The sequence below is a fragment of the Paenibacillus oenotherae genome (assembly GCF_019443105.1).
GTDB lineage: Bacteria > Bacillota > Bacilli > Paenibacillales > Paenibacillaceae > Paenibacillus_Z > Paenibacillus_Z oenotherae.
The window spans coordinates 187,988-214,468 of sequence record NZ_JAHZIJ010000001.1 but is presented as its reverse complement, the minus strand read 5'-3'; the positions used below and the strand labels follow the sequence as shown (position 1 = coordinate 214,468).

30 protein-coding genes are annotated in these 26,481 nt (G+C 49.2%); all 30 read left to right on the top strand.

Going from position 1 to position 26,481, the window contains the following annotated elements:
- Nucleotides 1-30: 30 nt before the first annotated feature.
- The 30 genes from trmFO to K0T92_RS00820 all read left to right on the top strand — a co-directional run bounded on the left by trmFO (nucleotide 31) and on the right by K0T92_RS00820 (nucleotide 26,467).
- A complete protein-coding gene (gene trmFO, locus K0T92_RS00965; protein ID WP_219870549.1) occupies nucleotides 31-1,353 on the top strand; it encodes an FADH(2)-oxidizing methylenetetrahydrofolate--tRNA-(uracil(54)-C(5))-methyltransferase TrmFO in 1,323 nt (440 codons plus the stop codon).
- 97 nt (nucleotides 1,354-1,450) lie between these two features.
- On the top strand, nucleotides 1,451-1,996 hold the full coding sequence (hslV, locus tag K0T92_RS00960) for an ATP-dependent protease subunit HslV (protein WP_219870548.1): 546 nt from the start codon (nucleotides 1,451-1,453) through the stop codon (nucleotides 1,994-1,996).
- A 35-nt stretch (nucleotides 1,997-2,031) separates the two neighbouring features.
- Nucleotides 2,032-3,435, top strand: coding sequence for an ATP-dependent protease ATPase subunit HslU (gene hslU, locus K0T92_RS00955; RefSeq protein WP_219870547.1), 1,404 nt, complete (start codon nucleotides 2,032-2,034; stop codon nucleotides 3,433-3,435).
- 31 nt (nucleotides 3,436-3,466) lie between these two features.
- Nucleotides 3,467-4,237, top strand: a complete 771-nt coding sequence (gene codY / locus K0T92_RS00950) for a GTP-sensing pleiotropic transcriptional regulator CodY (RefSeq protein WP_219870546.1) — start codon at nucleotides 3,467-3,469, stop codon at nucleotides 4,235-4,237.
- A gap of 238 nt (nucleotides 4,238-4,475) precedes the next feature.
- On the top strand, nucleotides 4,476-4,886 hold the full coding sequence (gene flgB / locus K0T92_RS00945; RefSeq protein WP_219870545.1) for a flagellar basal body rod protein FlgB: 411 nt from the start codon (nucleotides 4,476-4,478) through the stop codon (nucleotides 4,884-4,886).
- 3 nt (nucleotides 4,887-4,889) lie between these two features.
- On the top strand, nucleotides 4,890-5,342 hold the full coding sequence (gene flgC / locus K0T92_RS00940; RefSeq protein WP_219870544.1) for a flagellar basal body rod protein FlgC: 453 nt from the start codon (nucleotides 4,890-4,892) through the stop codon (nucleotides 5,340-5,342).
- Between the two features lie 22 nt (nucleotides 5,343-5,364).
- Entirely contained in the window at nucleotides 5,365-5,670 is a 306-nt protein-coding gene (fliE, locus tag K0T92_RS00935) for a flagellar hook-basal body complex protein FliE (protein ID WP_246627781.1), read from the top strand.
- A gap of 42 nt (nucleotides 5,671-5,712) precedes the next feature.
- Nucleotides 5,713-7,281 carry a flagellar basal-body MS-ring/collar protein FliF gene (gene fliF, locus K0T92_RS00930; RefSeq protein ID WP_219870543.1) on the top strand — a complete coding sequence of 523 codons (1,569 nt, stop codon included), beginning with the start codon at nucleotides 5,713-5,715 and terminating at the stop codon, nucleotides 7,279-7,281.
- 11 nt (nucleotides 7,282-7,292) lie between these two features.
- Nucleotides 7,293-8,306: a flagellar motor switch protein FliG gene (fliG, locus tag K0T92_RS00925; protein ID WP_219870542.1), complete on the top strand. Its 1,014-nt coding sequence runs from the start codon at nucleotides 7,293-7,295 to the stop codon at nucleotides 8,304-8,306.
- Nucleotides 8,299-9,129 (top strand): FliH/SctL family protein, encoded by an 831-nt coding sequence (locus tag K0T92_RS00920; protein WP_219870541.1) that lies wholly within the window; start codon nucleotides 8,299-8,301, stop codon nucleotides 9,127-9,129. Before fliG ends, K0T92_RS00920 begins: the two co-directional genes overlap by 8 nt.
- A complete protein-coding gene (fliI, locus tag K0T92_RS00915) occupies nucleotides 9,119-10,444 on the top strand; it encodes a flagellar protein export ATPase FliI (RefSeq protein ID WP_281423087.1) in 1,326 nt (441 codons plus the stop codon). The genes K0T92_RS00920 and fliI overlap by 11 nt, the downstream gene beginning before the upstream one ends.
- A gap of 8 nt (nucleotides 10,445-10,452) precedes the next feature.
- Complete coding sequence (fliJ, locus tag K0T92_RS00910) at nucleotides 10,453-10,899, top strand: flagellar export protein FliJ (protein WP_219870539.1); 447 nt, start codon at nucleotides 10,453-10,455, stop codon at nucleotides 10,897-10,899.
- Between the two features lie 49 nt (nucleotides 10,900-10,948).
- Nucleotides 10,949-11,854: a magnesium transporter MgtE N-terminal domain-containing protein gene (locus K0T92_RS00905; protein ID WP_219870538.1), complete on the top strand. Its 906-nt coding sequence runs from the start codon at nucleotides 10,949-10,951 to the stop codon at nucleotides 11,852-11,854.
- Nucleotides 11,855-11,894: 40 nt separating this feature from the next.
- Nucleotides 11,895-13,364, top strand: a complete 1,470-nt coding sequence (locus tag K0T92_RS00900; RefSeq protein ID WP_219870537.1) for a flagellar hook-length control protein FliK — start codon at nucleotides 11,895-11,897, stop codon at nucleotides 13,362-13,364.
- 47 nt (nucleotides 13,365-13,411) lie between these two features.
- Entirely contained in the window at nucleotides 13,412-13,864 is a 453-nt protein-coding gene (locus K0T92_RS00895) for a flagellar hook capping FlgD N-terminal domain-containing protein (protein ID WP_219870536.1), read from the top strand.
- On the top strand, nucleotides 13,861-14,238 hold the full coding sequence (locus K0T92_RS00890; protein ID WP_219870535.1) for a TIGR02530 family flagellar biosynthesis protein: 378 nt from the start codon (nucleotides 13,861-13,863) through the stop codon (nucleotides 14,236-14,238). Before K0T92_RS00895 ends, K0T92_RS00890 begins: the two co-directional genes overlap by 4 nt.
- 172 nt (nucleotides 14,239-14,410) lie before the next feature.
- Complete coding sequence (gene flgG / locus K0T92_RS00885; RefSeq protein ID WP_219870534.1) at nucleotides 14,411-15,229, top strand: flagellar basal body rod protein FlgG; 819 nt, start codon at nucleotides 14,411-14,413, stop codon at nucleotides 15,227-15,229.
- Between the two features lie 56 nt (nucleotides 15,230-15,285).
- Nucleotides 15,286-15,507, top strand: coding sequence for a flagellar FlbD family protein (locus tag K0T92_RS00880; protein WP_219870533.1), 222 nt, complete (start codon nucleotides 15,286-15,288; stop codon nucleotides 15,505-15,507).
- A gap of 1 nt (nucleotide 15,508) precedes the next feature.
- Nucleotides 15,509-16,000 (top strand): flagellar basal body-associated FliL family protein, encoded by a 492-nt coding sequence (locus K0T92_RS00875; RefSeq protein ID WP_219870532.1) that lies wholly within the window; start codon nucleotides 15,509-15,511, stop codon nucleotides 15,998-16,000.
- Nucleotides 16,001-16,040: 40 nt separating this feature from the next.
- Nucleotides 16,041-17,042, top strand: coding sequence for a flagellar motor switch protein FliM (gene fliM, locus K0T92_RS00870; protein WP_219870531.1), 1,002 nt, complete (start codon nucleotides 16,041-16,043; stop codon nucleotides 17,040-17,042).
- Nucleotides 17,032-18,249: a flagellar motor switch phosphatase FliY gene (gene fliY, locus K0T92_RS00865; RefSeq protein ID WP_219870530.1), complete on the top strand. Its 1,218-nt coding sequence runs from the start codon at nucleotides 17,032-17,034 to the stop codon at nucleotides 18,247-18,249. Before fliM ends, fliY begins: the two co-directional genes overlap by 11 nt.
- A gap of 20 nt (nucleotides 18,250-18,269) precedes the next feature.
- Nucleotides 18,270-18,632 (top strand): response regulator, encoded by a 363-nt coding sequence (locus tag K0T92_RS00860; protein ID WP_219870529.1) that lies wholly within the window; start codon nucleotides 18,270-18,272, stop codon nucleotides 18,630-18,632.
- Between the two features lie 7 nt (nucleotides 18,633-18,639).
- Complete coding sequence (locus K0T92_RS00855; protein ID WP_219870528.1) at nucleotides 18,640-19,272, top strand: flagellar biosynthetic protein FliO; 633 nt, start codon at nucleotides 18,640-18,642, stop codon at nucleotides 19,270-19,272.
- A complete protein-coding gene (gene fliP, locus K0T92_RS00850; protein WP_219870527.1) occupies nucleotides 19,269-20,024 on the top strand; it encodes a flagellar type III secretion system pore protein FliP in 756 nt (251 codons plus the stop codon). Before K0T92_RS00855 ends, fliP begins: the two co-directional genes overlap by 4 nt.
- Before the next feature lie 24 nt (nucleotides 20,025-20,048).
- Nucleotides 20,049-20,318, top strand: coding sequence for a flagellar biosynthesis protein FliQ (gene fliQ / locus K0T92_RS00845; protein WP_219870526.1), 270 nt, complete (start codon nucleotides 20,049-20,051; stop codon nucleotides 20,316-20,318).
- Nucleotides 20,319-20,329: 11 nt separating this feature from the next.
- Nucleotides 20,330-21,118 carry a flagellar biosynthetic protein FliR gene (gene fliR, locus K0T92_RS00840; protein ID WP_219870525.1) on the top strand — a complete coding sequence of 263 codons (789 nt, stop codon included), beginning with the start codon at nucleotides 20,330-20,332 and terminating at the stop codon, nucleotides 21,116-21,118.
- A gap of 18 nt (nucleotides 21,119-21,136) precedes the next feature.
- Complete coding sequence (gene flhB / locus K0T92_RS00835) at nucleotides 21,137-22,228, top strand: flagellar biosynthesis protein FlhB (protein ID WP_219870524.1); 1,092 nt, start codon at nucleotides 21,137-21,139, stop codon at nucleotides 22,226-22,228.
- Nucleotides 22,229-22,264: 36 nt separating this feature from the next.
- Complete coding sequence (gene flhA / locus K0T92_RS00830; RefSeq protein ID WP_219870523.1) at nucleotides 22,265-24,298, top strand: flagellar biosynthesis protein FlhA; 2,034 nt, start codon at nucleotides 22,265-22,267, stop codon at nucleotides 24,296-24,298.
- Nucleotides 24,295-25,599, top strand: a complete 1,305-nt coding sequence (gene flhF, locus K0T92_RS00825; RefSeq protein ID WP_219870522.1) for a flagellar biosynthesis GTPase FlhF — start codon at nucleotides 24,295-24,297, stop codon at nucleotides 25,597-25,599. The genes flhA and flhF overlap by 4 nt, the downstream gene beginning before the upstream one ends.
- Complete coding sequence (locus K0T92_RS00820) at nucleotides 25,592-26,467, top strand: MinD/ParA family protein (protein WP_219870521.1); 876 nt, start codon at nucleotides 25,592-25,594, stop codon at nucleotides 26,465-26,467. Before flhF ends, K0T92_RS00820 begins: the two co-directional genes overlap by 8 nt.
- Nucleotides 26,468-26,481: the final 14 nt, after the last annotated feature.

Below are 26,481 nucleotides of genomic sequence, written 5' to 3'. Positions count from 1 at the left end.
GCCGGGTCTGATGAAAGGTAGGTAAATGTTTTGTCCCAACCACAACGAGTGACAGTCATTGGAGCAGGCCTTGCCGGCAGTGAAGCTGCTTGGCAAATCGCCTCGCAGGGCGTGCCTGTTACCCTTTACGAAATGCGTCCGGAAACTCAAACACCGGCACATCATACGAATCAATTCGCTGAGCTTGTATGCAGCAACAGCTTGCGTGCCAACGGGCTGGCGAACGCGGTAGGCGTACTGAAGGAAGAGATGCGCCGGATGAATTCGCTTATTCTGGATTGCGCTGATCGCCATGCTGTTCCGGCAGGAGGAGCGCTTGCTGTAGACCGCGATGGATTTTCCGGCAATGTAACACAACTGCTTAGCGAGCACCCGCTTGTCGATGTCCGCTGTGAGGAAGTCAAGGAGATTCCGGCAGACGGCATTGTTGTCATTGCGACAGGCCCGCTCACCGCTCCCGAGCTTTCCCGGCAAATTCAGGCTCTGCTTGGCCAGGAATACTTCTATTTCTATGATGCGGCCGCTCCGATTGTCGAGAAGGACTCCATTGATATGAGCAAGGTATATCTGGCCTCCCGTTATGATAAGGGAGAGGCTGCCTATCTGAATTGTCCGATGACAGAAGAGGAATTCGAACGTTTTCATGAGGCCTTGATTACGGCAGAGAAGGCCGAAATTAAAGATTTTGAGAAAGAGCAATATTTTGAGGGCTGTATGCCGATTGAAGTGATGGCGAGCAGAGGCAAGCAGACCGTCCTGTTCGGCCCTATGAAGCCGGTGGGGCTTGTAAACCCGCATACCGGCAAGCTGCCGCATGCGGTCGTACAGCTGCGTCAAGACAATGCGGCAGGCACGCTGTATAATCTGGTTGGCTTCCAGACCCATCTCAAGTGGGGGGAGCAGAAGCGGGTGTTATCGCTTATTCCGGGCCTTGAGAACGCTGAGTTCGTCAGGTATGGCGTTATGCACCGCAATACGTTTATTAATTCACCTAAGCTGCTCCGTTCCACGTACCAGTCCATCAACAGGGAGACGCTGTTCTTTGCCGGTCAAATGACAGGGGTGGAAGGGTATGTAGAGTCGGCAGCGTCGGGGCTCATTGCAGGGATCAATGCCGGCAGGCTTGCGTTAGGTCTGGAACCGGTTGTGTTTCCGCCGGATACGACACTTGGAAGTATGGCGGAGTACATTACGACAGCGGACTTCAAGCATTTTCAACCGATGAATGCGAATTTCGGATTGTTCCCGCCGCTGGATAAGCGGATGAAGAGCAAGAAGGATAAGAATGATGCAATAGCCAACCGCGCTCTGGAGGGATTGGAGCGTTTCAAGGAGCAGCTTAACGAAGTCTAACCTGAAGCGGCGGCTGGGCTGTACTGCGAGCCGCTGGTTCATTTCTACATATACAATTGGCCTCTAATACTAATCGATTTCAAGGAGGAGCTATGCCATGGAAATGCAGTTTCATGCGACGACAATATGTGCGGTTCGCCATAACGGCAAGGGCGCAATTGCTGGCGATGGGCAGGTAACATTCGGCAATAGCATGGTGATGAAACAATCGGCCAAGAAAGTTCGCCGATTGTACCGCGGGCAAGTGATAGCCGGATTCGCGGGCTCAGTAGCAGATGCCATATCGCTGTTCGAGAAGTTCGAGGGCAAGCTGGAGGAGCATCACGGCAATTTGCAGCGGGCTGCAGTAGAGCTTGCAAAGGATTGGCGCTCGGATCGAGTGCTTCGCAAGCTGGAAGCGCTGATGCTCGTTATGGATGCAAGCGGACTGCTGCTCATCTCTGGCAATGGCGAGATTATAGAACCTGACGACGGTGTGCTGGCGATCGGATCTGGCGGAAGCTTCGCGCTCGCTGCTGCGCGTGCGCTGCAGAAGCATGCCCCGCAGCTTGAAGCAAAGGATATGGCGAGATCAGCCTTGGAAATTGCTGCAGACATCTGTGTTTTTACCAATCGCAATATTATTGTGGAAGAGTTGGAGTAGCCGCGGACGTCCGCGAACCGGTGGAGGGATAATGAATGGTTAATGAAGCAATGACGCCGAGACAAATCGTGACGGAGCTGGATAAATACATTGTAGGTCAAAAGCAGGCGAAAAGATCAGTAGCTGTAGCGCTTCGCAATCGTTACCGCCGAAGCCGTCTGGATGAAGCGCTGCGTGACGAGATTGTTCCTAAGAACATTTTGATGATCGGCCCGACAGGTGTAGGTAAGACTGAAATTGCCCGCAGGCTGGCGAAGCTGGTTAATGCGCCTTTTGTTAAAGTGGAGGCAACCAAGTTCACTGAGGTCGGTTATGTAGGCCGTGATGTGGAATCTATGGTGCGCGACCTGGTAGAGACTGCGATCCGTATGGTAAAGGCGGAGAAGACAGAAAAGGTGCGCGATAAAGCCGAGAAACTTGCCAACGAAAGAATTGTCGCGCTGCTTGCCCCATCCTCGTCCAAATCGAAGCCGCAAAAAAATCCGCTGGAAATGCTGTTCGGCGGCAATGCGGCTAAAGAGAGCGACGAAGTGCCTGAGCAGGATGGCTCGCTGTCGGAACGCCGCAAGCAGGTGAAGGAGCAGCTTGAAGCTGGCAAGCTGGAGAATGAGATCATTGAGATCGAGGTTGAGGATACCTCCCCTAACATGCTTGATATGTTGTCGGGTCAAGGCGGGGAAGGCATGGGGATGAACATGAACATGCAGGAGCTGTTCGGCCAATTCATGCCCAAGCGGACGAAGAAGCGCAAGCTGCCTGTGAAGGAAGCGCGCAAAGCGCTTACGCAGGAGGAAGCGAACAAGCTGATTGACATGGATGATGTCATTTCTGAATCGGTCAACCGTGCGGAGCAGTCCGGCATTATCTTCATTGACGAGATTGACAAAATCGCCAGTCCTTCACGCGGCTCAGGACCGGATGTATCGCGCGAGGGCGTTCAGCGCGATATTTTGCCAATCGTTGAAGGATCGACCATTATGACGAAGTATGGGCCTGTCAAAACGGATTATATTCTGTTCATAGCGGCAGGAGCTTTCCATATGGCCAAACCTTCCGATCTGATTCCCGAGCTGCAAGGCCGGTTTCCGATCCGGGTCGAGCTGACCAACCTGAGTCTCGAAGATTTCGTGAAAATTTTAATCGAGCCCAAAAATGCGCTGACCAAGCAATATACCGCTCTGCTTGAGACAGAGGGTATTCGTATCGAATTCTCGGATGCGGCGATACGCGAGCTGGCATTGATTGCAGCAGATGTGAACAAGAACACAGAGAACATTGGGGCAAGAAGACTGCACACGATTCTGGAGAAGCTGCTGGAGGATCTTTCCTTTGAGGCGCCTGAGCTGCAGCTGGATGAGATGACCATCACACCGGAATATGTGCGTGAGAAGTTAGGCAATATTGCGAAAAATCGCGATTTGAGTCAATATATTTTGTAGAGTTGCGGATTGGAAAGTAGGAGGCAAAGAAATGATTTTACTAGCAAAAACAAGAACGCTAAACCGGCTGCTGCAGCGTGCGGCTGGTGGAGCGCTCAATTTCCGGGAAATGGCGGAGGTGCTGTGCACAACGATACAAGCAGATGTATTTGTTGTCAGCCGCAAAGGCAAAGTGCTTGGCTGCGCGGCAGTAGGGCCTCTCCAGCATGACCAGCTGCGGGCTATGCCGGCGGCTGAGCTGCGTTTCTCCCCCGAGAGCAATGAACGATTTATGAACATGCAAGAAACGGTTACGAATGTCAAGCCTGATGCCGGGGTGTATGAAGCATTCCCGATGATGGCAGGACAGGAAAAAATGACGGTTGTGCCGATTGTTGGCGGTCGTGACCGAATTGGTACATTAGTCCTACTCCGCAGTGCAGACCCGTTTGGCGATGACGATCTCATTCTTGCAGAATATGGCTCAACCATTGTTGGGATGGAAATTTTGCGGGAACGTGCGGAAGAGATTGAGATTGAAGCGCGGAGCAGGGCTGTAGTGGCGGTTGCGGTAGGCTCCCTCTCCTTTAGCGAGCTGGAAGCGGTGGAACATATCTTTGAGGAATTGGATGGCAAGGAAGGTTTGCTTGTCGCCTCCAAAATCGCTGATCGTGTAGGTATTACCCGCTCTGTTATTGTGAATGCGCTACGCAAGCTGGAGAGCGCGGGAGTTATAGAAACTCGCTCCCTGGGCATGAAGGGGACCTATATCAGAATGCTTAACAGCCAGCTAATTCAGGAGCTGAATAAGAAAAAAAATTAAACCGGAACAATGTTTCTTAAAACAGGTCGATGTTACTGTTTCGAAGCCCTATCTTTTACAAAAGATAGGGCTTTTTTCTCATTGTAATAAATTAGGAAGTTGAGGAATAATAGATTTGTCGGCAATGATCGACATCTCTCTCTCATTTTTTTAATAATCTTTTGTCGAAGAAGAAGGAATGCGAGAGATTCTGTTGAATACCTTACAAAGACATTCGAGAAGAAAGAGGGGTTTTTCAGTGAAATTGTTGAATGGCCCGGAATTTAGAAGGCTGGAAAGTGCAATTAGTGCTGCAGAAATGCGTCAACGGGTAGTTGCTAACAACGTAGCTAATGCAGACACGCCGAAATTTAAACGTTCAGAGGTACTATTTGAATCGCTTTTGGAACAATCCATGGGCAGTGGCGCACCACAACTTGCAGGTTTTCGTTCAGATCCTAGACATTTCGTCATCGGATCTTCAGGAACGACGCCCCGAGCGAAAGTTGTGACGGATCAACTGAGCGTTATGAACAACAATGTAAACAATGTTGATATCGATCGCGAAATGTCGCTGCTGGCGAAGAACCAACTGAACTACAATTTTTATATCGGTCAAGTGAACCATCAAGTGAAGATGATGAGAACAGGAATTGAAGGGAGAGGTTAGATTTTGAGGCTTACGAATGGTTTTGATGTCAGCGCCTCGGCGTTAACGGCTAACCGGCTTCGAATGGATGTTGTCTCCTCCAATATCGCTAACGCGGAAACAACGAGAGCGAAATTCGTCAACGGCCGCTACGAACCTTACAAACGGAAAATGGTCGTCCTGGAACCGATGAACCGCTCGTTCTCGGAGGTACTGAATGGGCAGCTTGGCGGATCAGGAAGTAGTTCTCAAGGTGTGAAAGCAACCCGAATTACCGAGGATCGGTCACCTTCCAAGCTGGTCTACAATCCGACTCATCCCGACGCTGACGCTAATGGCTATGTACAAATGCCTAATGTGGACGTACTGAAAGAAATGGTCGATATGATCTCGGCATCACGGGCATATGAGGCAAACGTAACGGCCTTGAATGCGTCTAAAGCCATGTTCACTAAAGCATTGGAGATTGGAAAATAAAATCTAACTGGGGGAAAAGTCGTTGATCAATCAGACCATGTTTAATCCTGTGCAAACGGTTCGCTTGACGGAATCCAATGCGGTGAAAGAAAAGACGCCAGCTGACATGACGAAGAGCTTTGGCGAATTTCTGCAGAATGCCCTGGATAGTGTGAGCGCGCAAGAGCAGAACGTTCACGCTATGAATGATAAATATCTGATCGGTCAGGTCGATGTTTCGGAGGTCATGATCGCTTCCGAGCAAGCACAGCTCAGTTTGCAGCTAACCTCACAAATTCGCAATAAGGTCGTCGAGGCTTATCAGGAAATAATGCGTATGCAGCTCTAATTGCGCTCGAGACGCGGTAAAGCATAAGAGTGAGGTGGAAGTGTGAATGAGAAATTGGCCCAATATCGAGCGAGAATATCTCAATATTGGAACACAATAGGCAAAAAGCAAAAAATATGGCTAGGAGCGACGGCAGGGGTTTTGCTGTTGTCAATCATCCTGCTGACCTTCATTTTCTCGAAGACAGAGTATGAGCTCGCCTTTCAAGATTTGGATACGACAGATGCGGCAGCAGTTATGGCTTATCTGGACGGAAGCGGCATCCCGTACGAACTAGCCAATGGCGGCAAGAGCATCTTAGTGCCTACGGCGAACGCGGACAAAGTGAAAGTAGAGGCTGGCTCGCAGGGGCTCGTGCAGAACGGCTCCATCGGCTTCGATATTTTTAGCGAAGGCTCATCGCCATTCGGTGCAACGGATCGCGAATTTGATGTGAAATACCGCAACGCCTTGAACGGAGAAATTCAGCAGCTCCTCAACGATATGCAAGGGGTTAAGAAATCCAACGTTCTCATTAATTTGCCGGAAGAAAGTGTGTTTCTATCAACCGAAGAGAAGCAGAAGGCATCGGCCTCCATCATGATCACCTTTAATAACGGCTATCGTCCGAACCAGAAGGAAGTAGACGGCTACTACAACCTGGTTCGAACATCTGTCCCGAATCTGGGAGTAGCGGATATTACGATTTCTAGCCCGGAGGGCGAATTGATCGCTTCTGCCGAGGTTGGCGGAGAAGGTGCAGGAAGCGCGCTGACACTGGAGACGCATTTCCAAATTCAACGGAAATATGAAGGCGATCTGAAAAGAAGTATTCAGCAGTTCCTTGGACCTATTGTTGGTTCAGAGAATCTTGTAGTCAATGTCCTGAGCACATTCAATTTCGACAAGAAGAAATCAGATCAGAATCTTGTCGAGCCTCTCCCGAACAACAACAATAACGGCATTATTATAAGCGAGAATACGACTTCCAAGTCTGCAACGGGATCAAGCGATGCAGGTGGAATTGCCGGAACGGGAGAAACGGATGTTCCAGGTTATCAGGCGACGGGCCAAGGCGGTTCGGAATCAGAGGAGAACACACGCACCGTCAATTACGAAGTGAATCGCATCAACAACCTTATTGAATCTGGTCCTTATGTCATTAAAGATCTTGCGATCAGCGTTGGTGTGGAGAAGAGCAAGCTGGACGAAGCGGCAAGAACTGATATCAACAGCTTTCTGACATCGCTCGTTCGCACCCAACTGGTTGAATCAGGACAAGATGTCAATGATGACGCAATTATAGGCAAAAAAGTTTCAATCATCGGTCAAACCTTCGCAGAAGGAAGCGCTTCAACTTCAGCTGCAGGCATATCGACAGCCTGGCTGGTCGGTATCGGTCTTGCCGCACTGGCACTGATCGGCGGACTTGCCTTCGTTATTCTCCGCCGCCGCAAAATGGCTGCTGAAAATGCAGAGGAGATTATCGTACCGGGCAAGGTTGAATATCCGACCATTGATTTCGACAATGTGAATAATGAAAGTCAAGTGCGCAAGCAGCTCGAAAGCCTTGCGAAGCGCAAACCGGATGAATTTGTTAATTTGCTCCGGACTTGGCTTGTTGATGAATAGAGGTGGCCTAGTTGGCGAAAGTATCACAAGGATTCAGTGGACGTCAAAAAGCAGCAATTTTGTTAATTTCGCTGGGCCCTGAAGTATCCGCTCAAATCTTCAAGCACTTGCGTGATGAAGAAATCGAGCAGCTTACGCTTGAAATCGCCAATGTGCGAAAGGTAGACAGCACCGATAAAGAGACGATTCTTGGTGAGTTCCATCAGATATGCCTTGCTCAGGAGTATATATCTCAAGGCGGTATCACGTATGCGAAGGAAATCCTGGAGAAAGCTCTCGGGGAGCAGAAGGCGCAGGAAGTCATTAATCGTTTGACGGCTACCTTGCAGGTTCGTCCTTTCGATTTTGCACGCAAAGCGGATGCCAGCCAGATTCTCAATTTCATTCAGAATGAGAACGCCCAAACGATCGCACTTGTCCTTTCGTACCTTCAGGCGGAACAATCCGCACAGATTCTGTCGTCACTGCCTCAGGACAAGCAGGCGGAGGTTGCAAGGCGCGTCGCTCTAATGGACAGCACGTCACCTGAAGTTATTTCGCAGGTTGAACGCATTCTGGAACAGAAGCTTTCAGCTACCGTTACTCAAGATTACACCAGTGCGGGTGGTATTGAATCAATTGTTCAAATATTAAATGGCGTAGACCGGGGAACCGAGCGTACGATATTGGATGCTCTGGAGATTCAGGACCCCGAGCTTGCAGAAGAAATCAAGAAGCGCATGTTTGTTTTCGAAGATATCGTCAACATCGACAACCGTTCCATCCAGCGCATCATTCGCGATATCGAGAACGCCGACCTTCAGCTTGCGCTTAAAGTTGCGAGCGAAGAAGTGCGCGAAGCGATCTTCCGCAATATGTCCAAGCGTATGGCAGAGACATTCAAGGAAGAAATGGAGTACATGGGACCTGTCCGGCTGCGTGATGTTGAAGAAGCTCAGACTCGCATCGTAGCGACGATCCGCAGGCTTGAAGAAGCTGGCGAGATCATCATCGCACGCGGCGGAGGAGATGATATCATTGTCTAGGCTGTTTAAATCAACGGACGTTATCTCGGTCGAAGATATGAAGCGGCTGGAATGGTATAACAAGTATGTACTGAAACCGGCACCCGAATTGGAAGCCAGTGCCGAGCCGGCTGGACCTGACGAAGAGACCATATCGCTTAGGGATCAGATTCTGTCGGATGCCGAGCAGTTCGCCAAACAGCGGATTCAGGAAACCGGCGCCCAGATTGAAGTCATGTATAGTGATGCCAAGTCGCAAATTGAGGCTTGGTGGGAAGAACGCCGTGAACAGGACACGGAGCTTCTTGGACTAATCCGGCAAGACGGGTATCAGCTTGGATATGATGAAGGCTTTGATCAAGCCAAGCAAGAAGTTCAAGAACAATGGGAAGCGATGCTGATCGAAGCGAGATCAATATTGGATTCGGCCTATGAAACGAAAGAGCAGATTATTATGGAGGCTGAGCCCTTTCTAGTCGAGCTTAGTGCAGCAATAGCCGAGAAAATTATTTGCAAGGAGCTTACAGTGTCGCCAGATTGGTCACTTGAGCTTATCCGCAAATCGCTTGCACGAAGACGTGAGCAAGGCGTAATTACACTGTGTGTATCACCGAACCAGCTGACATTCGTACAAGCAGCCCGTGAGGAGCTGAGTCTGGCGATTGACTCCCAGGCCGAATTGCAGATTGTTCCTGATATTACGGTCAGAGATTTCGGCTGTGTAATCCGTTCCGCATTCGGCAGCATTGATGCCAGAATCGATACGCAACTAACCGAAATCAAGCGTGAGCTTGTCGGGCTTGCATTGCATGCCGAAGAGCGAGGGAACGCCGATGAGAGCTAAAATGCTGGATGCTGCCAAATATATCGAGCATATGGGGCCGATTGATCCGGTGCGTGTGAACGGTAAAGTAACCCAGGTTATCGGACTGACGGTGGAATCAGAAGGACCGGACGCCAGCATCGGCGATGTGTGCTACATCTATCCGGCCAAGACGGCCAAGCCGCTGAAAGCGGAAGTGGTCGGTTTCCGGAACAATAAGGTCATCCTTATGCCGCTTGGTGATCTGCAGTCCATTGGACCTGGCTGCGATGTAGTCGGTACCGGCAAGCCGCTGACCGTTCAAGTCGGTTCTGACTTGCTAGGCAAAGTGTTGGACGGGCTAGGCCAGCCGCTGGACGGAACGCACATCTCCAGCCGAATGCCCCACTATTCGACACATAACGCGCCAAGCAATCCGCTCTCACGACCGCGTGTAACTGAACCGCTCAGTATTGGTGTGCGTGCGATTGATGGCTTGCTGACGATCGGCAGAGGACAGCGGGTTGGTATATTCGCCGGATCTGGTGTCGGCAAGAGTACATTGCTGGGCATGGTTGCCCGCAATACCTCCGCTGATGTTAATGTGATCGCGCTGATTGGTGAACGGGGCCGCGAGGTTCTTGAGTTTATTGAGAAGGACCTTGGTCCTGAAGGGCTGTCACGATCGGTCGTTATAGTAGCCACTTCTGACCAGCCTGCATTGATCCGGATTAAAGGCGCATTGATCGCAACGACAATAGCAGAATATTTTCGGGATCGCGGACTTAATGTCATGCTCATGATGGATTCTGTTACACGCTATGCGATGGCGCTGAGGGAAGTCGGTCTTGCCATAGGGGAGCCTCCTGCAACACGGGGCTATACACCTTCGGTATTCGCTAATCTTCCCAAGCTGCTTGAACGGGCGGGAACGGGACCGCGAGGCTCCATCACTGCTTTTTATACCGTGCTGGTCGATGGTGACGATATGAATGAACCGATTGCCGATGCTGTACGGGGCATTTTGGACGGTCATATTGTACTCACCCGGGATTTAGCGAACAAAGGGCACTTTCCGGCCATTGATGTACTTGCCTCAGTAAGCCGGGTCATGAAGGATATTGTGCCGGAAGAACAGCAGGATGCTGCGAACGAATTAAAGCGGCTGCTCGCTATATATAAGGATTCGGAAGATCTCATAAATATTGGGGCGTACCAGCGCGGCTCCAATGCAGAAATTGATAAAGCGATTGACAACAGCGAAGCGATTCGCTCATTTACTCGCCAGAAGACATCTGAGAAGGTAGACTATCTGGAAGCGTTAGAGAGGCTCGTCATCGAATTTCATAGGAGTTGATTGATTAGATGGCCAGGTTTCATTATGCGTACCAAAAAGTTGTTGACTTGAAGTCCAGCGAGAAGACACAGGCGGAATGGCTGTTGTCAGCTGCTCTCGGCAAGCTGCGCTCTGAAGAGCTGACGCTGCAAAATTTGTATGAGGAACGCGCAGAATGGTGCCAGCGGCTGCAGGAAGCGTCATCGACTGCAGTGCCGCTTTCCGAAATTCTTGTTATGCAGCAGTATGTTGATCATGTCGACACTTGCATTATGCGCAAGCTTACAGACATCAAGAAGGCGCAGAGGGAAGTGGATGACCGCCGTAATTTCTTGTCCGATAAGATGAAGGATGAGAAGGTGTGGCAGAAGTCGAAGGAACGCGCATTGGATCGATTCCGTGCCGTTGTGCAATCGAAGGAACAAAATGAGCTGGATGAGTTGGCTACGGTCCGCTTCATCGTTCCGGCCCCATAACAAAAGGCAAGCTTGTCGAATCGGACAGACGTCCGAGGGAGGGATAATCGTGGCGGACTTGGATATTGAAAAGCAAGGCTATAGTGGGTTTGAACGATTTATGTTTTTTGTTACACCGATACTCTTCACCCTGGTACTGCTAGGTGTTCTGGTTACTTTGTTCAATTTTGATCTCCGCAACAAAGCGCTTGAAATCGGCAATTCAATCCCTTTTCTGGGCTCCGTGCTGCCAGACCCGGCAGTTGAAGAGGGAGATGTTGTGGATGAGGAGAAGCTCAAGAATGAGAATTCCACCGCGAAGATCGATGAATTGAAATCTGTGCTTGCGGCCAAGGAAGCAGAGCTGACCAAGGCAGTTGGAGAGAGTACAAAGCAAGCTCAGCAAATTAAAGATTTGCAGGGTCAAGTGGATCAGTTGAAGCGTGTGAATGAAGAAGTGCAGCTGGATGAGGAGCAGTATCAGAACAAGATCACTGAGCTTGCCAGCATGTATGCCAAAATTACTCCTAGTAAGGCAGCTCCTATTCTAGCAGCAATGGAATTGGAAGAGGCGGTTCTGGTACTTGATTCCATGCGTCCGGATGATCGTGTCAAAATTCTTGAGAAGATGAACCCCAAGCGGGCAGCAGATGTGACTGTCATGCTGAAGGATATCAAGGAAGCGAAGGATCGGCAGATTGCCGCCTTGCAGGCTCGGGTCAAGCAGCAGACAACTGCAGCACAGCAGCCGGAAACGGTTCTGGACAAAACGCAGCTGAAAGAAACGTTCTCCAATATGGATCCTAAGAGCGCCGGCGAGCTGCTTCTCAAAATGTCGGAAGTAAGCGCAAGTAAAGTGCTGCGCATATTGAACGCGGTTGATGATACCTCCCGTTCCAGCATTATTGCGGCGATGTCTGACAAGAATGAAGCGGTGACTGCACAGCTCGTATCCAAGCTGATGACCGGGAAGTAATTACATCATTCCCTTCTAATTAGGAAAGGAGGTGAAATGTATGCAAATGTCCATTTCTCAAGTGGCAACAAGCTCAGCACCAACTCAGCAAGGGGGTGCGGCAGCGAAAAGTGCCGATGGCGTCTCATTTGGTCAAACTCTCGTTCAGACGATCGCAGGAGTTGCAGTTGAAGGCGGTCAATCGCAAGTCGCAGGAGAAGCGGCAGGGGGAACGGCTGTTGTCAACGCGATGGCTTCTCTATTAGGAGAAAATCTGACAACTGCCGATCTCATTACAGCGATTGAAGGTCTGCTGGCGAAGCTGGAAGGTGCCGATGGGGAAGGTGAAGAGGCGAAGCTTTCCGAGACAGATCTCGAAAGTGCGCTAGAGCAGCTGGATAATCTGTTAGCTCTGCTTGGCGCAGTGCCTGCAACGACGCAGCAGCCTATCGCTGCGAATGCTCCAACTGCTGGTGAGCTAACGGTTGAGGCGGAGGCTTCGGAGCTTGCGGTGAAAGTATTGGCGAATGTGCAGGCAGCCGTGCAAGCGGCAGTGTCCAACGGACAACAGAACACGGTTAATACTGAATCTGTTGCACTTGCGAGTGAAAATCCGCAATCCATTGAGGTATTGAAATCAGCACTTCATGATGCATTGTCAGACCTGCGTTCGTTCCTGAAGCAGGGTAAAAGCGATGTCATCAACCGCGAGCAATCCGCTGTCATCGGCAAGCAGCTGCTGGCAATTAAAGGGCTGCTGGATGGTGAAGGGCTGATCCATCCAACTACTGGCTTGAATGTCGTTCTGAATGAAGAGACAACGGCTGCTCTTCGCACGATGCAAGGCGTTCCGGCTTCTCATTCTCATCTGCATCGAATGGCGCAGCAATCATTCCATGTTGGTTTAATGGCGGTTGTTCCGACACAGGAAGAAACGGCTCCAATCGTTGAACTGCCTGTAGAGGTTGCAGGTACAGGAGCTGCTGCTGGGCTGACACCAGGAAGCCAGGATATTCAACGCCAGCCCCATGCGGCGAAGACGATTATTGCGCAGCCTGTGCCAGTACAGCAATTTGCAGAAACGATGCAGGGCCTTGTCGTTAAACAGTTCAATCTAACGACTGTCAATGGTATTTCCGAAGCACGCATCACGTTGTTCCCTGAGCAGCTTGGACAAGTTGATGTCCGCATATCGGTACAGAACGGTCAATTGACTGCGATGTTTATTGCAGATAATTCAACAGCCAAGGATTTGCTGGAGAATCAATTGGGACAGCTTCGTTCGGCGCTTCAATCCCACGGTTTGCAGGTAGACAAGCTTGAGGTTTCGAACAGCTCCGTTCAAGCGAATCTTTTCCAGGACCGTCAAGGCCATAACGGAAGAGAGCAGCAAGAAACGAAGCGAAACAAATCGAAGGATGATTCCATCGGAGAAATCAATGGTTTCGATACCGGTCTGGAAGAGACATCAGTCGAGCAAGCTGTCGATCGTGATATGGGATTCGGCAGGGGGATTAATACGATGGCTTAAGTTAGAAGGCCAATCTTTGATCGCCCTAGAACGGAGGTGAAGCACAAATGTCAGCAGATAATATTTCCACACGCAATGTTTGGCCTAACTATGACAGCAGCAATATTAAGCTGGCAACAGCCAAGGCGAAGGACAATACACTAGGCAAAGATGATTTCCTGCGAATTCTGGTTACCCAGTTGAAGAACCAGGATCCTATGCAGCCGCTGCAGGATAAGGATTTTATTGCTCAGATGGCACAATTCTCATCCGTGGAGCAGCTGATGAATATGGCCGGTGATATGACGAAGCTTCGTCAGAATCTCGGAATGGCATCCAGCATGATTGGCAAGGATGTCGACTGGTACAGCAAGTCGGAAACTGGTGAAACAATTATTAAATACGGTACTGTCGATGGAATTGTCATTCGGGATGGCAAGCAATACGCTAAGGTGGGCGAGAACGAGGTGCCTCTTGAAGAAATCGTAGCCATCAGTGTAGGTGGTGAGCCTGCCAAATGAATGAACCCATGAAAATCGGCCATTTGCGATTAAGCGGTGCAAATACGGGAATACGTAAACCGGCACAACAAGAGAATGTACAAGGTATTCCTTCATTTAAAGAAGTGCTGGATCGGAATATTATTAAATTTAGTCATCACGCAGAGCTTCGAATGGAACAACGCGGCATTACTTTCAAGCCGGAGACGTTATCGAAGATCGGACATGCGATCGATCAGGCAGCTGCCAAAGGAGCAAAGGATTCTCTTGTTCTATATGGGGATATTGCAATGATCGTTAACGTGCCGAGTCGGACGGTCGTCACTGCTATGGACGGCAAATCCATGCACGGCAATGTGTTCACCCAAATCGACAGTGCTGTAGTGGTATCTTGAACGGCTGGACCTTGATAGGAGGCCGATAGAGCCGCGGATCGATGGAAGCGGCTTGTAAGTGTAACAAACGAAGTTTCATAAAAACTAAGCTTATGCTTACGAAGTGAGTTTTTACTCGCTGGGAAGTATATTCACGAAGTTTCATGAAAACTCTTAGGAGGTCGAAAATCACATGTTAAGATCGATGTATTCCGGTGTTTCGGGTATGCGCGGGTTTCAAACTAAGCTAGATGTTATTGGTAATAATATTGCGAACGTGAATACGGTTGGCTTCAAAGCAGGTCGCGTTATGTTTAAGGATATTCTTAGCCAATCTGTTGCCGGTGTAACCCGTCCGGAAGCGGGTACGACAGGCGGCGTCAATGCGAAGCAAGTCGGTCTCGGTGTGGCGCTCGGCTCAATCGATACGCTGCATACGCCTGGCTCTGCTATGACGACGAATGTTCCTACTGATGTGCGGATCGATGGAGATGGATTTTTCGTCGTTTCACCTGATGACGGCACAACTCAGCTTTTAACTCGCGCTGGCGACTTTAAAGTGGACGCTCTCGGCCAGCTTGTTAATGGAGACGGAATGTTCGTTCTTGGTTCAGGGGGCGAGCCAATCATTCTTGATCCAGCAGAAGTGAAATCATTCTCGATTGCGCAGGATGGTTCCATTATCGCAGTTAATGCAGACGGAACAAGCGCAGTAGCAGCACAGCTCGGCGTTATGAAAGTCGTCAACCCAGGCGGGCTTGAGAAGCTTGGAGGCAATCTGTACCGCATGACGCAGAATGCGAATCCTGAGGGAGATATGACGATTACGTTCGCTGGAGATATTGAAGCAGGTACTGGCGCAATCATTTCCGGTCAATTGGAAATGTCCAACGTAGACCTGACTTCCGAGTTTACCGAAATGATCGTTTCGCAGCGCGGCTTCCAAGCGAACTCGCGTATCATTACAACTTCAGATGAAATTTTACAAGAAGTCGTTAACTTAAAACGATAGGCCAATAACCACAAGGGAGGCGCTCCTGCCTCCCTGCTAGGTTAAGGAGGAAGCTCATGATCGCTGTAACGCGTTTGAACGGAACACAATTTCATATCAACGCGCTGCTTATTGAGATGATTGAAGAAACGCCGGACACACTAATTACGCTAACAACGGGGAAAAAAATAATTGTATTGGAAAAAGCGGCGGAAGTGATTGCCTCCGTTCAACAATACCTACGTTCTATCGGTGTCTATGCGGCGACCGTTAAGAGCGAGCCAACGGAGGGACCATAACATGAAAAAGATGCTACCTTGGTTGATCACGATATTGCTCGCCATTACCCTTATCGCGATAGTAGCAGTCATCTTGTTTAATTCGATTTTGGGTGGCGACAATTCCAATGATCCGGCAACAAATGCAGCAAACAGCGCCAATAATGTAGAGATGAAGAAGCTGGATGCTGATGAGCGCGTTGAGGTGACGAGCGAGCTTGCCGACATTAAGACGAACCTCGCAGATCCGGAATACATCGGCGTTATGGGCTTTGCATTCCAGCTTGATGACAAATCGACCAAAGAAGATTTCGACAAGATTAAGGATATTCAGATCAAGCCGATCATCATCCGCACGTTATCGGATATGACGCCGGAACAGCTGAAGGGCTCGAAGGGCAAGGACGACTTGAATACGAAGCTGTTGAATCTCATCAACAAAAAGCTTGAGGAGTTTTCCGAAGGGAAATTAATCAATGTTGAAACAACGAACTTTATCGTTACGAAATTGTAAGTTTCTATCATGACGCATTCCTTCGAAGGGGGTGAGATAATTGGTTGATGTTTTGTCGCAGAACGAGATTGACGCGTTGCTGGCTGCTCTGTCATCTGGTGAGATGGATGCTGAAGAACTGAAAAAAGAGGATACGCAGAAGAAAATTCGCTCCTACGAATTTAAGCGTGCAGTCCGATTCTCGAAGGATCATATTCGGAGCTTAACGCGGATACACGAAAACTTCGCGCGATATTTGACAACCTATTTCTCAGCGCAGCTTCGCACATTTGTTCAAATCAATGTCGTTCAAGTTGAACAACTGCCTTATGACGAATTCATCCGGTCCATACCTAAGATGACGATTCTGAACATCTTTGAGGCTGAGCCGCTTGAAGGGCGAATGGTGCTTGAAGTACATCCTAACGTCGCTTATGCCATGCTTGATCGCATGCTGGGCGGACAAGGATTGGCGCCTTCCAAAATCAATGCTTTGACTGAAATCGAAACCATTATTATGGAGCGCATATTCAGCCGGGCGTTTGAGAGCTTGCAGGAGGCCTGGAAGACGATTGTAGATATTTCGCCTCGCCTGGAAGCATTGGAGACGAATCCGCAATTTATGCAGATCGTTTCTCCCAATGAAACGATTGCTCTTATATCGTTAAGCACGAAGATTGGAGATACAACCGGGATGATCAATCTATGTATCCCGCATGTTGTAATCGAGCCTATCATGCCTCGGTTGTCGGTACATCACTGGTTCGTCTCGCAGAAGAAAACACGGGCACCGGAGGAATTGGATGTTCTGAAGCAGCGGGTAAGCAAAGCGAAGCTGCCGATTGTTGCAGAGCTTGGACATTCCAGCATCTCGATACGTGAATTTCTCGGGCTTGCCGTTGGCGATGTTATTGGCTTGAACAAGCCGATTACGGAAGGTCTTTCGATAAAGGTCGGAGAAAAGCTCAAGTTTATGGGCAGCCCGGGCTCCATTAAAGACCGGATGGCCATTCAGATCGACGAGGTAATCAGTGAAGGAGTGGAAGAGGAATATGACGAGTAAAGATTATTTGTCCCAAGAAGAAATCGATGCCTTGCTGCGTCAGTCTTCCGATGAGCCGGATTCGTCCACACCGAGCGAACAGATAGAGGGCTTGAATGCCTTTCTGAATTCGATTGAGCAGGATGCACTCGGCGAGATTGGCAATATTACTTTCGGCAGTGCTGCAACCGCGCTGTCTACATTGCTGGGCAAAAAGGTAGACATTACGACGCCAAAGGTATCGCTTATTAAACGGAGTGAGCTGGACGAAGAATTTCCTAAGCCTCATGTGGCGGTATCTGTCCGGTATGTTGACGGCTTTGAGGGAATCAATTCGCTCGTTATCAAGACGAAGGACGCGCAGACAATCGCTGACCTGATGCTTGGCGGTGAGGGCTTGGTTACAGATGCAGAGCTGAATGAAATACATATCAGCGCTGTACAGGAAGCTATGAATCAGATGATGGGATCATCAGCTACATCGATGTCCACCATATTCAACCGTTTCGTCAACATCTCGCCGCCTGGCATTGACATTCTGAATGTGTCCAATGGTGAAGGTGTAGAGAATCTGCCTCCCGATGACATGTTTATCAAAGTAGCTTTCCGCCTGATGATAGGGGATCTGATCGATTCTACCCTTATGCAGCTTCTGCCGATATCCTTTGCGAAGAATATGGTATCGACGCTAATGGGAGGAGCATCAGAACCTGAACCGGCTCCAGCTCCGGTTGCCGCACCTGCAAGTGCGCCTGTGAGTGCTCCGGTCAGCGCACCAGCGGCACATACGCCTGCACCGTCGCCGAGTGCTCCGCCGATACCGCCAGCAGCGCCAATAGCGCCGCCGCAGCACGCTGCAGCAGCATATGGAGGTCCTCAAACATTGGGTGGAATGTCAAACCGCAACGTGAATGTTCAACCGGTACAGTTCGCTAACTTCCAGGGTGCGCCATATATTCAACCAGAGGAATCAAATCTGAATTTATTGCTCGACATCCCCCTAAAGGTAACAGTAGAATTAGGAAGAACTCAGAAACAAATCAAGGATATCCTTGAGTTGTCACAAGGCTCCATTATTGAGCTGGACAAGCTTGCTGGAGAACCGGTTGACATTCTGGTCAATAACAAGCTGATCGCTAAAGGCGAGGTTGTCGTTATTGATGAGAATTTCGGTGTAAGGGTTACGGACATCGTCAGCCAATGGGATCGTATCCAAAAATTACAATAACACCTTAGGAGGAAGAAACAATGGCAAACCGCATTCTGATCGTTGATGATGCAGCTTTTATGAGAATGATGATCCGCGACATATTAACCAAAAATGGTTATGAGGTCGTAGGTGAGGCTCAGGATGGCGCGCAAGCGATCGAGAAGTACAAGGAGCTCAAACCTGATCTAACAACAATGGATATTACGATGCCTGAGATGGACGGAATCGTTGCTTTGAAGGAAATCAAGAAGATCGATGGCAATGCAAAGGTCATTATGTGTTCGGCAATGGGGCAGCAAGCGATGGTCATCGATGCGATTCAAGCAGGCGCCAAGGACTTTATTGTTAAGCCATTCCAAGCTGACCGCGTAATCGAAGCGATCAAGAAAACGCTCGGTTAATTCACTCATGATACAACGGAACAGATTACGGCTTGCGGCGCTTGCTCTTGGCGGTTGGCTGGTGAGCGCTAATGCAGCAATGGCAGAGTCTTCGAATGTCACTTTTGATGCGGATAAGTCTTCGGGCCTAATTGAAGGTCCTGATATGACCGGATATCTCATCTGGGTAACCATTGCATTGGCGCTGATCATCGGACTTATTATTCTAGTGATTAAGTGGTTGGCCAAGCGCAATCAAGGATGGGGTACCAATCGCACGCTTCGTTCGCTAGGCGGCATTCCACTCGGCCAAAACAAGTCTCTGCAAGTCGTTGAATTGTCCGGACGCATCTATGTTGTCGGTGTCGGTGAGTCTGTTACTCTGCTTGATAAGATCGATGATCCGCAGACTGCGCAAGCTGTTCTGGATTCCATGGAGCAGCAGAACGCCCGAGCGTGGAGCGCTCCGTCATTTACAGACTTTCTGAATCGATTCCGCAACCGGAATTCTGAGTCCGGACCGACTAGTGAGCCTTGGCAGGAGGCAAGCTCCTTTCAGGAGCTGCTGCAAAACAAGATGAAACGGCAATCGGCTCAGAAGCAGAAGGTTGAGGATCTTCTCAAGAAGGAAAATCATAATGATCGGTTGTTGGATGAATGAACAAAAAAATAATCGTTTCGCTTCTAGCCCTACTAGTAATCGGAATGTTATTCCAAACGCATTCGTATGCAGAACCTTTGCCGAATGTAAGCATTACAATCGGCGATGACAATAACGAGCAGCCGAGCACAAGCGCGTTATCACTGCTGTTAATTATTACAGTACTCAGTGTAGCGCCAGCTATCCTGGTTCTTATGACCAGCTTCACACGGATCGTAATTGTGCTTGGATTTGTGCGAACCTCGCTTGGCACACAGCAGATGCCGCCGAACCAGGTGCTAATCGGACTAGCGATGTTCCTGACCTTCTTCATTATGGCACCGACACTCGGCCAGGTGAATGAGGTAGCTCTTCAGCCCTATTTGAAGGGTGAGCTAACACAGACGGAAGCATTGAATAAAGCTTCGGTACCGATGAAGAAATTTATGTTTAACCAAACACGTGAGAAAGACTTGCTTCTCTTCATGGAATATACCAAAACGGAGAAACCGAAAACATACGAGGACATTCCAATCACTGTCTTGGTGCCAGCATATGCAATCAGCGAATTGCGAACGGCTTTTCAGATGGGTTTTATGATCTTCATTCCGTTTCTAATCATTGATATGGTCGTATCCAGTACGCTCATGGCGATGGGGATGATGATGCTCCCTCCAATTATGATATCGCTGCCATTCAAGATCCTACTGTTTGTATTGGTAGACGGATGGTACTTAATTGTCAAGTCGCTGCTGCTAAGCTTCAACACCTGACGATGAAAGGAAGGAGTGCGGGGCGTGAGTTCAGATTTCATCATTGCCTTGGCTGGGCAGGCAGTATATACGATCCTGAAAGCGAGCGCGCCTATGCTGGTGCTCGGTCTGATCGTAGGGCTGCTCGTCAGTATTTTTCAAGCAACGACACAAATTCAGGAGCAGACACTTGCTTTTATTCCGAAAATAGTGGCGGTATTGCTTTCGATTTTGCTGTTTGGCCCATGGATATTAAACACGCTGGTCGATTTCACATACAATCTGCTGAGTAATTTGTATAAATACATCGGATAGGCTGTGAATCGATGGAGCAGTTTCTACAAGGATTCCCTATTTTTTTGCTTATTTTTTGTCGAATTACTTCGTTTTTCGTCGTTGCGCCGATCTTTTCATCCCGGAATTTGCCGACGACGTTCAAGATTGGCCTTGGCTTCATGATCTCGCTGATCGTCTTTTTGACCTATGGCCTCAAGCAGACGATTGTGCCTGATGCCGAGTTTATACTCGCGATTATTCGAGAGGTAATGGCAGGCGTATTGCTTGGTTTTGTCGCCTATCTGTTTTTTACAGTTGTCCAAACAGCAGGGGCATTTATCGATTTGCAGATGGGCTTTGGTATGGCGAATGTGATCGATCCGATGACAGGCGCATCTGCACCGCTTATGGGTAACTTTAAATTTATGATTGCGTCTCTAATCTTCCTGTCCATTAACGGGCATCATTTCCTATTATCGGCTTTGATGCGAAGTTATGAATGGATTCCGCTATCCAATGAGCTGTTCGGCCGAATCTATGAAGGCAGCATTAGCGATTTTATTGTCAAGACATTCGCAGAAACCTTCTTGCTTGCTTTCCAAATGGCGGCGCCTCTGGTCGTTGCAATGTTCCTGACTGATGTTGGTCTTGGGTTTCTGGCCCGCACCGCACCGCAATACAATGTGTTTGTTATCGGTATTCCGATCAAGATAATTGTTGGATTACTTATGTTGGCTATTATGATGCCGGGTCTGATTACGATCTTTGAGCACTTGTTTACACAGCTATTCAACGCACTTGAGGAGCTGTTCGGCATTGTGCAGGGCCCCGTAACTTAGGCAGGAGGGCTTGCGATCATGCGATCACATCGTTGGACGCTAGATCTACAGCTGTTTTCTCAAGAAAAAACAGAGCGTGCAACTCCTAAGAAGAGGCAGGAATCGAGAGAGAAGGGCCAGGTTGCCAAGAGTGCTGATTTACCGGCCGCATTTATCCTGCTCTTTGTGTTTCTCAGCTTCATTATGCTGGGCGACTTCTATCAGGAACGGCTGCTGCATTTGTTCGGACTTATGTTTGAGCAGAAGCTGCTGCTGCAGATAACGACCGGTAATGTCATGTCTTTATTTTCGGAAATTATGTTCCAAGTGTTTATACTGTTAGCCCCGATTTTTGCAATCGCGGTTATTGTCGCCATACTCGGAAGCTACGTGCAAATCGGATTTCTGTTCACAGGAGAGCCACTGAAGCTCAAGCTGAGCAAGCTAAATCCGATTAATGGCTTCAAACAGATCTTCTCAATGCGTTCGTTATTCGAGTTTGTCAAGAATATCTTAAAGTTATTGGTAATCGGTTTGATCGTTTACTTGAACCTGTGGAGCGAACGCGATCACATTATGCAGCTTGCGCGTGTTCCCATCGAGAGCATCTACAGCTTTACAGCCAGTCTTATGATTACGCTCGGCCTGGAGATCGGCGCACTGCTCGCAGTACTCGCCGTTATCGATTATATCTATCAACGCTATGAGCACGAGAAAAGCTTGCGTATGTCCAAGCAGGATATTAAAGAAGAGTACAAAAAGACAGAAGGCGATCCGCTCATTAAAGGGAAGATTCGTGAGCGTCAGCGACGAATGGCCTTGCAGCGAATGATGCAGGAAGTGCCCAAAGCGGATGTCGTCATTACGAACCCGACTCACTTTGCAATCGCCTTGAAATACGATTCAGCCAATATGGAAGCGCCGACGGTAATCGCTAAGGGAATGGATTATGTCGCGCTTCGAATCAAAGAGGTAGCGAAGGAGAACGGCGTTATAACGATGGAAAACAAGCCGCTCGCCAGAGCGTTATACGATAGGTCGGAGATTGGAGAAACCATTCCGGCTGACTTGTTCCAAGCAGTTGCTGAAGTGCTGGCTTATGTATATAAGCTGAAGGGCAAAGGGAAGTAGAAGTAACCAGTTGCGATTAATGGGGGAGGAAACGTCATGAAAGCAAGAGACCTGACTATACTAATCGGGATTATAGGCATCGTTCTAATGATGGTTGTTCCGATTCCTGTCGGGTTATTGGACGTGCTGCTCGTCATTAATATTTCCGCGGCGCTCATGATATTGTTGATTTCAATGAACACGCAGGATGCTTTGCAGTTCTCCATCTTTCCCGCATTGCTGCTTATTACGACATTGTTCCGGTTAGCGCTCAACGTATCGACGACCAGGAACATTTTGCAGAAGGCTGAAGCCGGTGAAGTCGTTGAGACCTTCGGTAAATGGGTAGCCGGCGGACAGATTGCAATCGGATTTGTCGTCTTCCTCATACTGGTCGTCGTCCAATTCATCGTTATTACGAAAGGCTCGGAGCGTGTGGCTGAGGTAGGCGCCCGGTTCACACTCGATGCGATGCCTGGTAAGCAAATGAGTATCGATGCAGATTTGAATGCGGGCCTTATTAATGAACAGCAGGCAAGAGACCGCAGGCAAAAGATTGAGAGAGAGGCAGATTTCTACGGATCGATGGACGGTGCCAGCAAATTCGTAAAAGGTGACGCCATTGCATCCATCATCATTCTGATTATTAACCTGCTCGGCGGCTTTGTGATCGGGATGACCGTGCATGGACTTTCTTTCGGAGAATCCATTGAGAGATTCTCGGTTCTTACGATTGGTGACGGACTGGTCAGCCAGATTCCGGCACTTCTGATCTCCACAGCCGCAGGTCTTATCGTTACCCGGGCTTCATCTGAAGGGAACCTGGCCTTCGACGTCACCTCGCAAGTATTGCGTTACCCTAAGCTGCTGTACATAGTTGCAGGCACGATAGCATTGCTTGGTATCGGAACGCCAATCGGTCCCATCGCAACACTTCCGTTTGCGGGTGTACTGGTGTTCGCTGGTTACCGAATGCAGAAGACGCTTACAGCCCAGCAGCAGGAAGAGGATTTGCTCGTAGAGGAGCAGCAGATCGAGGAAGTCCGCAGTCCAGAGAGCGTAATCAGCTTGCTGCAGGTTGATCCGATCGAATTTGAATTCGGCTATGGCCTCATCCCGCTAGCGGATACGCAGCAGGGAGGGGATTTGCTCGACCGCATCATCATGATTCGCAGACAGTGTGCATTGGAGCTTGGGCTTGTCGTGCCGGTCATCCGGATACGTGACAATATTCAATTGAAGCCGAATGAATATGTCATCAAGATCAAAGGCAATATTGTCGCACGCGGCGAGCTGCTGCTCAATCACTATTTGGCCATGAGCCCAGGGTTCGACAACGACAGCATTATCGGGATTGAAACGGTAGAGCCAGCTTTCGGATTACCGGCTATCTGGATTGATGAAGCAACGAAGGAACGCGCCGAGTTGACAGGCTACACTGTCGTTGACCCGCCGTCTGTTGTTGCAACGCACTTAACGGAAATCGTCAAACGTCATGCTCACGAGCTTATCGGCCGCCAGGAAACGAAGGCGCTTGTCGAGAATGTCAAGGAAACCTATCCGACACTTGTCGAGGAGCTAATACCATCGATTCTTACGGTCGGCGATATTCAGAAGGTGCTCTCCAAGCTGCTCAGAGAGAAAATTTCGATTCGGGACATGGTAACGATATTCGAGACTTTGGCCGATCACGGCACCTACACGAAAGATCCGGACATTCTGACCGAGTATGTTCGCCAATCCTTATCGCGTCAAATTACACAGCAGTTCTCTCAAACGGGAGATACGCTGAGAGTAATAACCGTTGGTCCTTCAGTTGAGAAGAAGATCGCGGAATCGGTGCAATCCTCCGAGCAGGGAAGCTATCTGGCTCTTGATCCAATTGCTACCCAGACGATCCATCAGAAGCTCAACGAGCAGGTCAACAAGCAAATTCAATCGGGTTATCAACCGGTCGTTCTTGCATCGCCGACCATCAGAATGTATTTGCGTCAAATCGTTGAACGTACTATGCAGGATATTCCGGTACTTTCCTACAGTGAGCTTGAACCTAGTGTAGAAGTTCAAAGCATTGGGGTGGTTAATTTATGAAGGTAAAACGATATGTTGTTAATGCAGTGCCGGAAGCGCTGCCGATGATTCGAACCGATCTGGGCATTGATGCCGTTATTCTCAATACGAAGGAAATACGTGTAGGCGGATTTCTCGGCATGTTCGGCAAGAAAAAAATGGAGGTTATCGCCGCTATTGACAGCAGTGTCGCCGGCAAGCAATCTCCGCCCGTTCGTTCCAAACCCGTTCCGGCTAAACCAGCTGCAGCGGCTGCCGTGAGCTCGAGCGGACCGGCAAGAGCAGAATGGGCTGCTGAAGCCGGAGGCAGCGAGCGCTATGTGCCTTCAGCAGCGGCGTCTGCTGTCCAGAACAAAGCTGCTGCCAGTCCTGCCGAGCTATCTCAGCTCAATGCGGCAAAGGCAAATTCGAATCCGGTCGTCCAGTCCAAGGAAAGAATAGCGAAGGAAAAAGAATTGCTGGATGAAATTCTCGAGATGAAGAAATGGATTCTCCAAATATCCAAACAGCAGAATATGGAGGCTCTTCCAGCTCCTCTGCAGGGGCTGCATGATCGTCTATCAGAACAAGAGGTTGGCGCCCAGTGGATCGAACGGTTAATCGAAACGGTACAGAAGCAATTCGAAGGCGAGGAAGAAGCTGCTCTTGATCGTGAGTCCGTCTGGAAGGCTGCCAAGGCCGTATTGGCCGGATGGCTCGGTGAGTTCCAGGGCAAAGGCATTCAACGGGATACGCGGGTTGTTCATTTTGTCGGCCCTACAGGTGTCGGCAAAACAACATCGATCGCAAAGCTTGCAGCAGAGCAGACGCTCAAGGCAGGCCGAAAGGTTGGCTTTATTACATCTGACACCTACCGAATCGCTGCGGTTGATCAATTGCGAACCTATGCAACGATTCTGAATGTTCCATTGGAGGTTGTCTTCTCTCCTTCTGAAGTATCACGCGCCTTCAAGCAGCTTGAAGACCGGGAGCTGATCTTTATGGATACGGCAGGACGCAATTTCCGGAACGAGCTCTATGTCTCGGAAGTAAACAGCCTGCTGCAAACGGATCGGCAATCAGAAACTTATCTCGTTCTGAGCTTGACCGGAAAGTACAAGGATATGGCGACAGTAGCCGAGCATTTTGCCAAGTATGATGTTAGCCGTGTGGTGTTTACGAAGCAGGACGAGACGAACGCATATGGCGCGATACTGAATTTGGCGCTTGAACAGGGCTTGAAGCCCGCTTATATAGCCTATGGCCAGACCGTTCCAGATGATATCACTCCATTTCGTATAGACAACTATGTAGAACAACTTCTGGGGGATTGGGATGTTTAACGATCAAGCCGAGGCGCTTCGTCACATGGTCAAGAACCGGGAACTGCAAAGCAGCGGGAAGACGACGCGAGTTATTACGGTGACGAGCGGCAAGGGAGGCGTCGGCAAATCCAACTTCAGCTTGAATTTTGCTCTGACGCTTCAGAAGCTGGGCCAGAAGGTGTTAATATTCGATGCCGATATCGGAATGGCGAATATTGATGTTCTAATGGGGATCTCGGCTCCTTACAATCTGTACCACCTGCTGAAAGGGCAAAAAAATATTTGGGAAATCATTCAGGAAGGCCCCAGCGGTATTCATTTTATCGCCGGCGGCTCGGGCTTCAAGGATTTGCTGGAACTGACACCGACGGAGCTCGATTACTTCGAAGAGCAGATCGGACGTCTGCATGGCGAATATGATCTGATTCTATTCGATACCGGAGCAGGCCTTTCGAAGGAAACGGTTAAATTTATTGCCGCTGCACAAGAGACCCTTGTCGTTACAACACCGGAACCAACCTCAATCACGGACGCCTACGCGTTAATTAAAATGGTGAATGCGATGGAGCATAATATTCAGTTCAAGCTGGTGGTCAACCGGGCAGTTGACAGGAAAGAAGGAAAGGCGACCGCTGACAAGATCAGCATGGTGGCCGAACGGTTTCTTGACACTTCATTGCCGATGCTCGGCATCCTGCTCGACGACCCGAATGTGACCAAGGCTGTTAAAAAGCAGGTTCCGTTCACAATCGCTTTTCCAGAAAGTGATGCTTCTCATTCTATTATGGAAATAGCCAAAAGGTTTATGGACGTGCCGAGTACTCCGACCTCTGCGGGCAGCGGGGTCAAAGGATTTTTGCATAAGATGTTCAGACTGATGAAGTGATCCTTTGAAAGAGT

Bases quoted from the DNA above. Each gene is read 5' to 3' on its own strand.
- hslV (WP_219870548.1), top strand. From the start codon at position 1,451: ATGGAAATGCAGTTTCATGCGACGACAATATGTGCGGTTCGCCATAAC.
- hslU (WP_219870547.1), top strand. From the start codon at position 2,032: ATGGTTAATGAAGCAATGACGCCGAGACAAATCGTGACGGAGCTGGAT.
- codY (WP_219870546.1), top strand. From the start codon at position 3,467: ATGATTTTACTAGCAAAAACAAGAACGCTAAACCGGCTGCTGCAGCGT.
- fliI (WP_281423087.1), top strand. From the start codon at position 9,119: ATGAGAGCTAAAATGCTGGATGCTGCCAAATATATCGAGCATATGGGG.
- fliJ (WP_219870539.1), top strand. From the start codon at position 10,453: ATGGCCAGGTTTCATTATGCGTACCAAAAAGTTGTTGACTTGAAGTCC.
- K0T92_RS00900 (WP_219870537.1), top strand. From the start codon at position 11,895: ATGCAAATGTCCATTTCTCAAGTGGCAACAAGCTCAGCACCAACTCAG.
- K0T92_RS00895 (WP_219870536.1), top strand. From the start codon at position 13,412: ATGTCAGCAGATAATATTTCCACACGCAATGTTTGGCCTAACTATGAC.
- K0T92_RS00890 (WP_219870535.1), top strand. From the start codon at position 13,861: ATGAATGAACCCATGAAAATCGGCCATTTGCGATTAAGCGGTGCAAAT.
- flgG (WP_219870534.1), top strand. From the start codon at position 14,411: ATGTTAAGATCGATGTATTCCGGTGTTTCGGGTATGCGCGGGTTTCAA.
- K0T92_RS00880 (WP_219870533.1), top strand. From the start codon at position 15,286: ATGATCGCTGTAACGCGTTTGAACGGAACACAATTTCATATCAACGCG.
- K0T92_RS00875 (WP_219870532.1), top strand. From the start codon at position 15,509: ATGAAAAAGATGCTACCTTGGTTGATCACGATATTGCTCGCCATTACC.
- fliY (WP_219870530.1), top strand. From the start codon at position 17,032: ATGACGAGTAAAGATTATTTGTCCCAAGAAGAAATCGATGCCTTGCTG.
- K0T92_RS00860 (WP_219870529.1), top strand. From the start codon at position 18,270: ATGGCAAACCGCATTCTGATCGTTGATGATGCAGCTTTTATGAGAATG.
- K0T92_RS00855 (WP_219870528.1), top strand. From the start codon at position 18,640: ATGATACAACGGAACAGATTACGGCTTGCGGCGCTTGCTCTTGGCGGT.
- fliP (WP_219870527.1), top strand. From the start codon at position 19,269: ATGAACAAAAAAATAATCGTTTCGCTTCTAGCCCTACTAGTAATCGGA.
- fliR (WP_219870525.1), top strand. From the start codon at position 20,330: ATGGAGCAGTTTCTACAAGGATTCCCTATTTTTTTGCTTATTTTTTGT.
- flhB (WP_219870524.1), top strand. From the start codon at position 21,137: ATGCGATCACATCGTTGGACGCTAGATCTACAGCTGTTTTCTCAAGAA.
- flhA (WP_219870523.1), top strand. From the start codon at position 22,265: ATGAAAGCAAGAGACCTGACTATACTAATCGGGATTATAGGCATCGTT.
- flhF (WP_219870522.1), top strand. From the start codon at position 24,295: ATGAAGGTAAAACGATATGTTGTTAATGCAGTGCCGGAAGCGCTGCCG.
- K0T92_RS00820 (WP_219870521.1), top strand. From the start codon at position 25,592: ATGTTTAACGATCAAGCCGAGGCGCTTCGTCACATGGTCAAGAACCGG.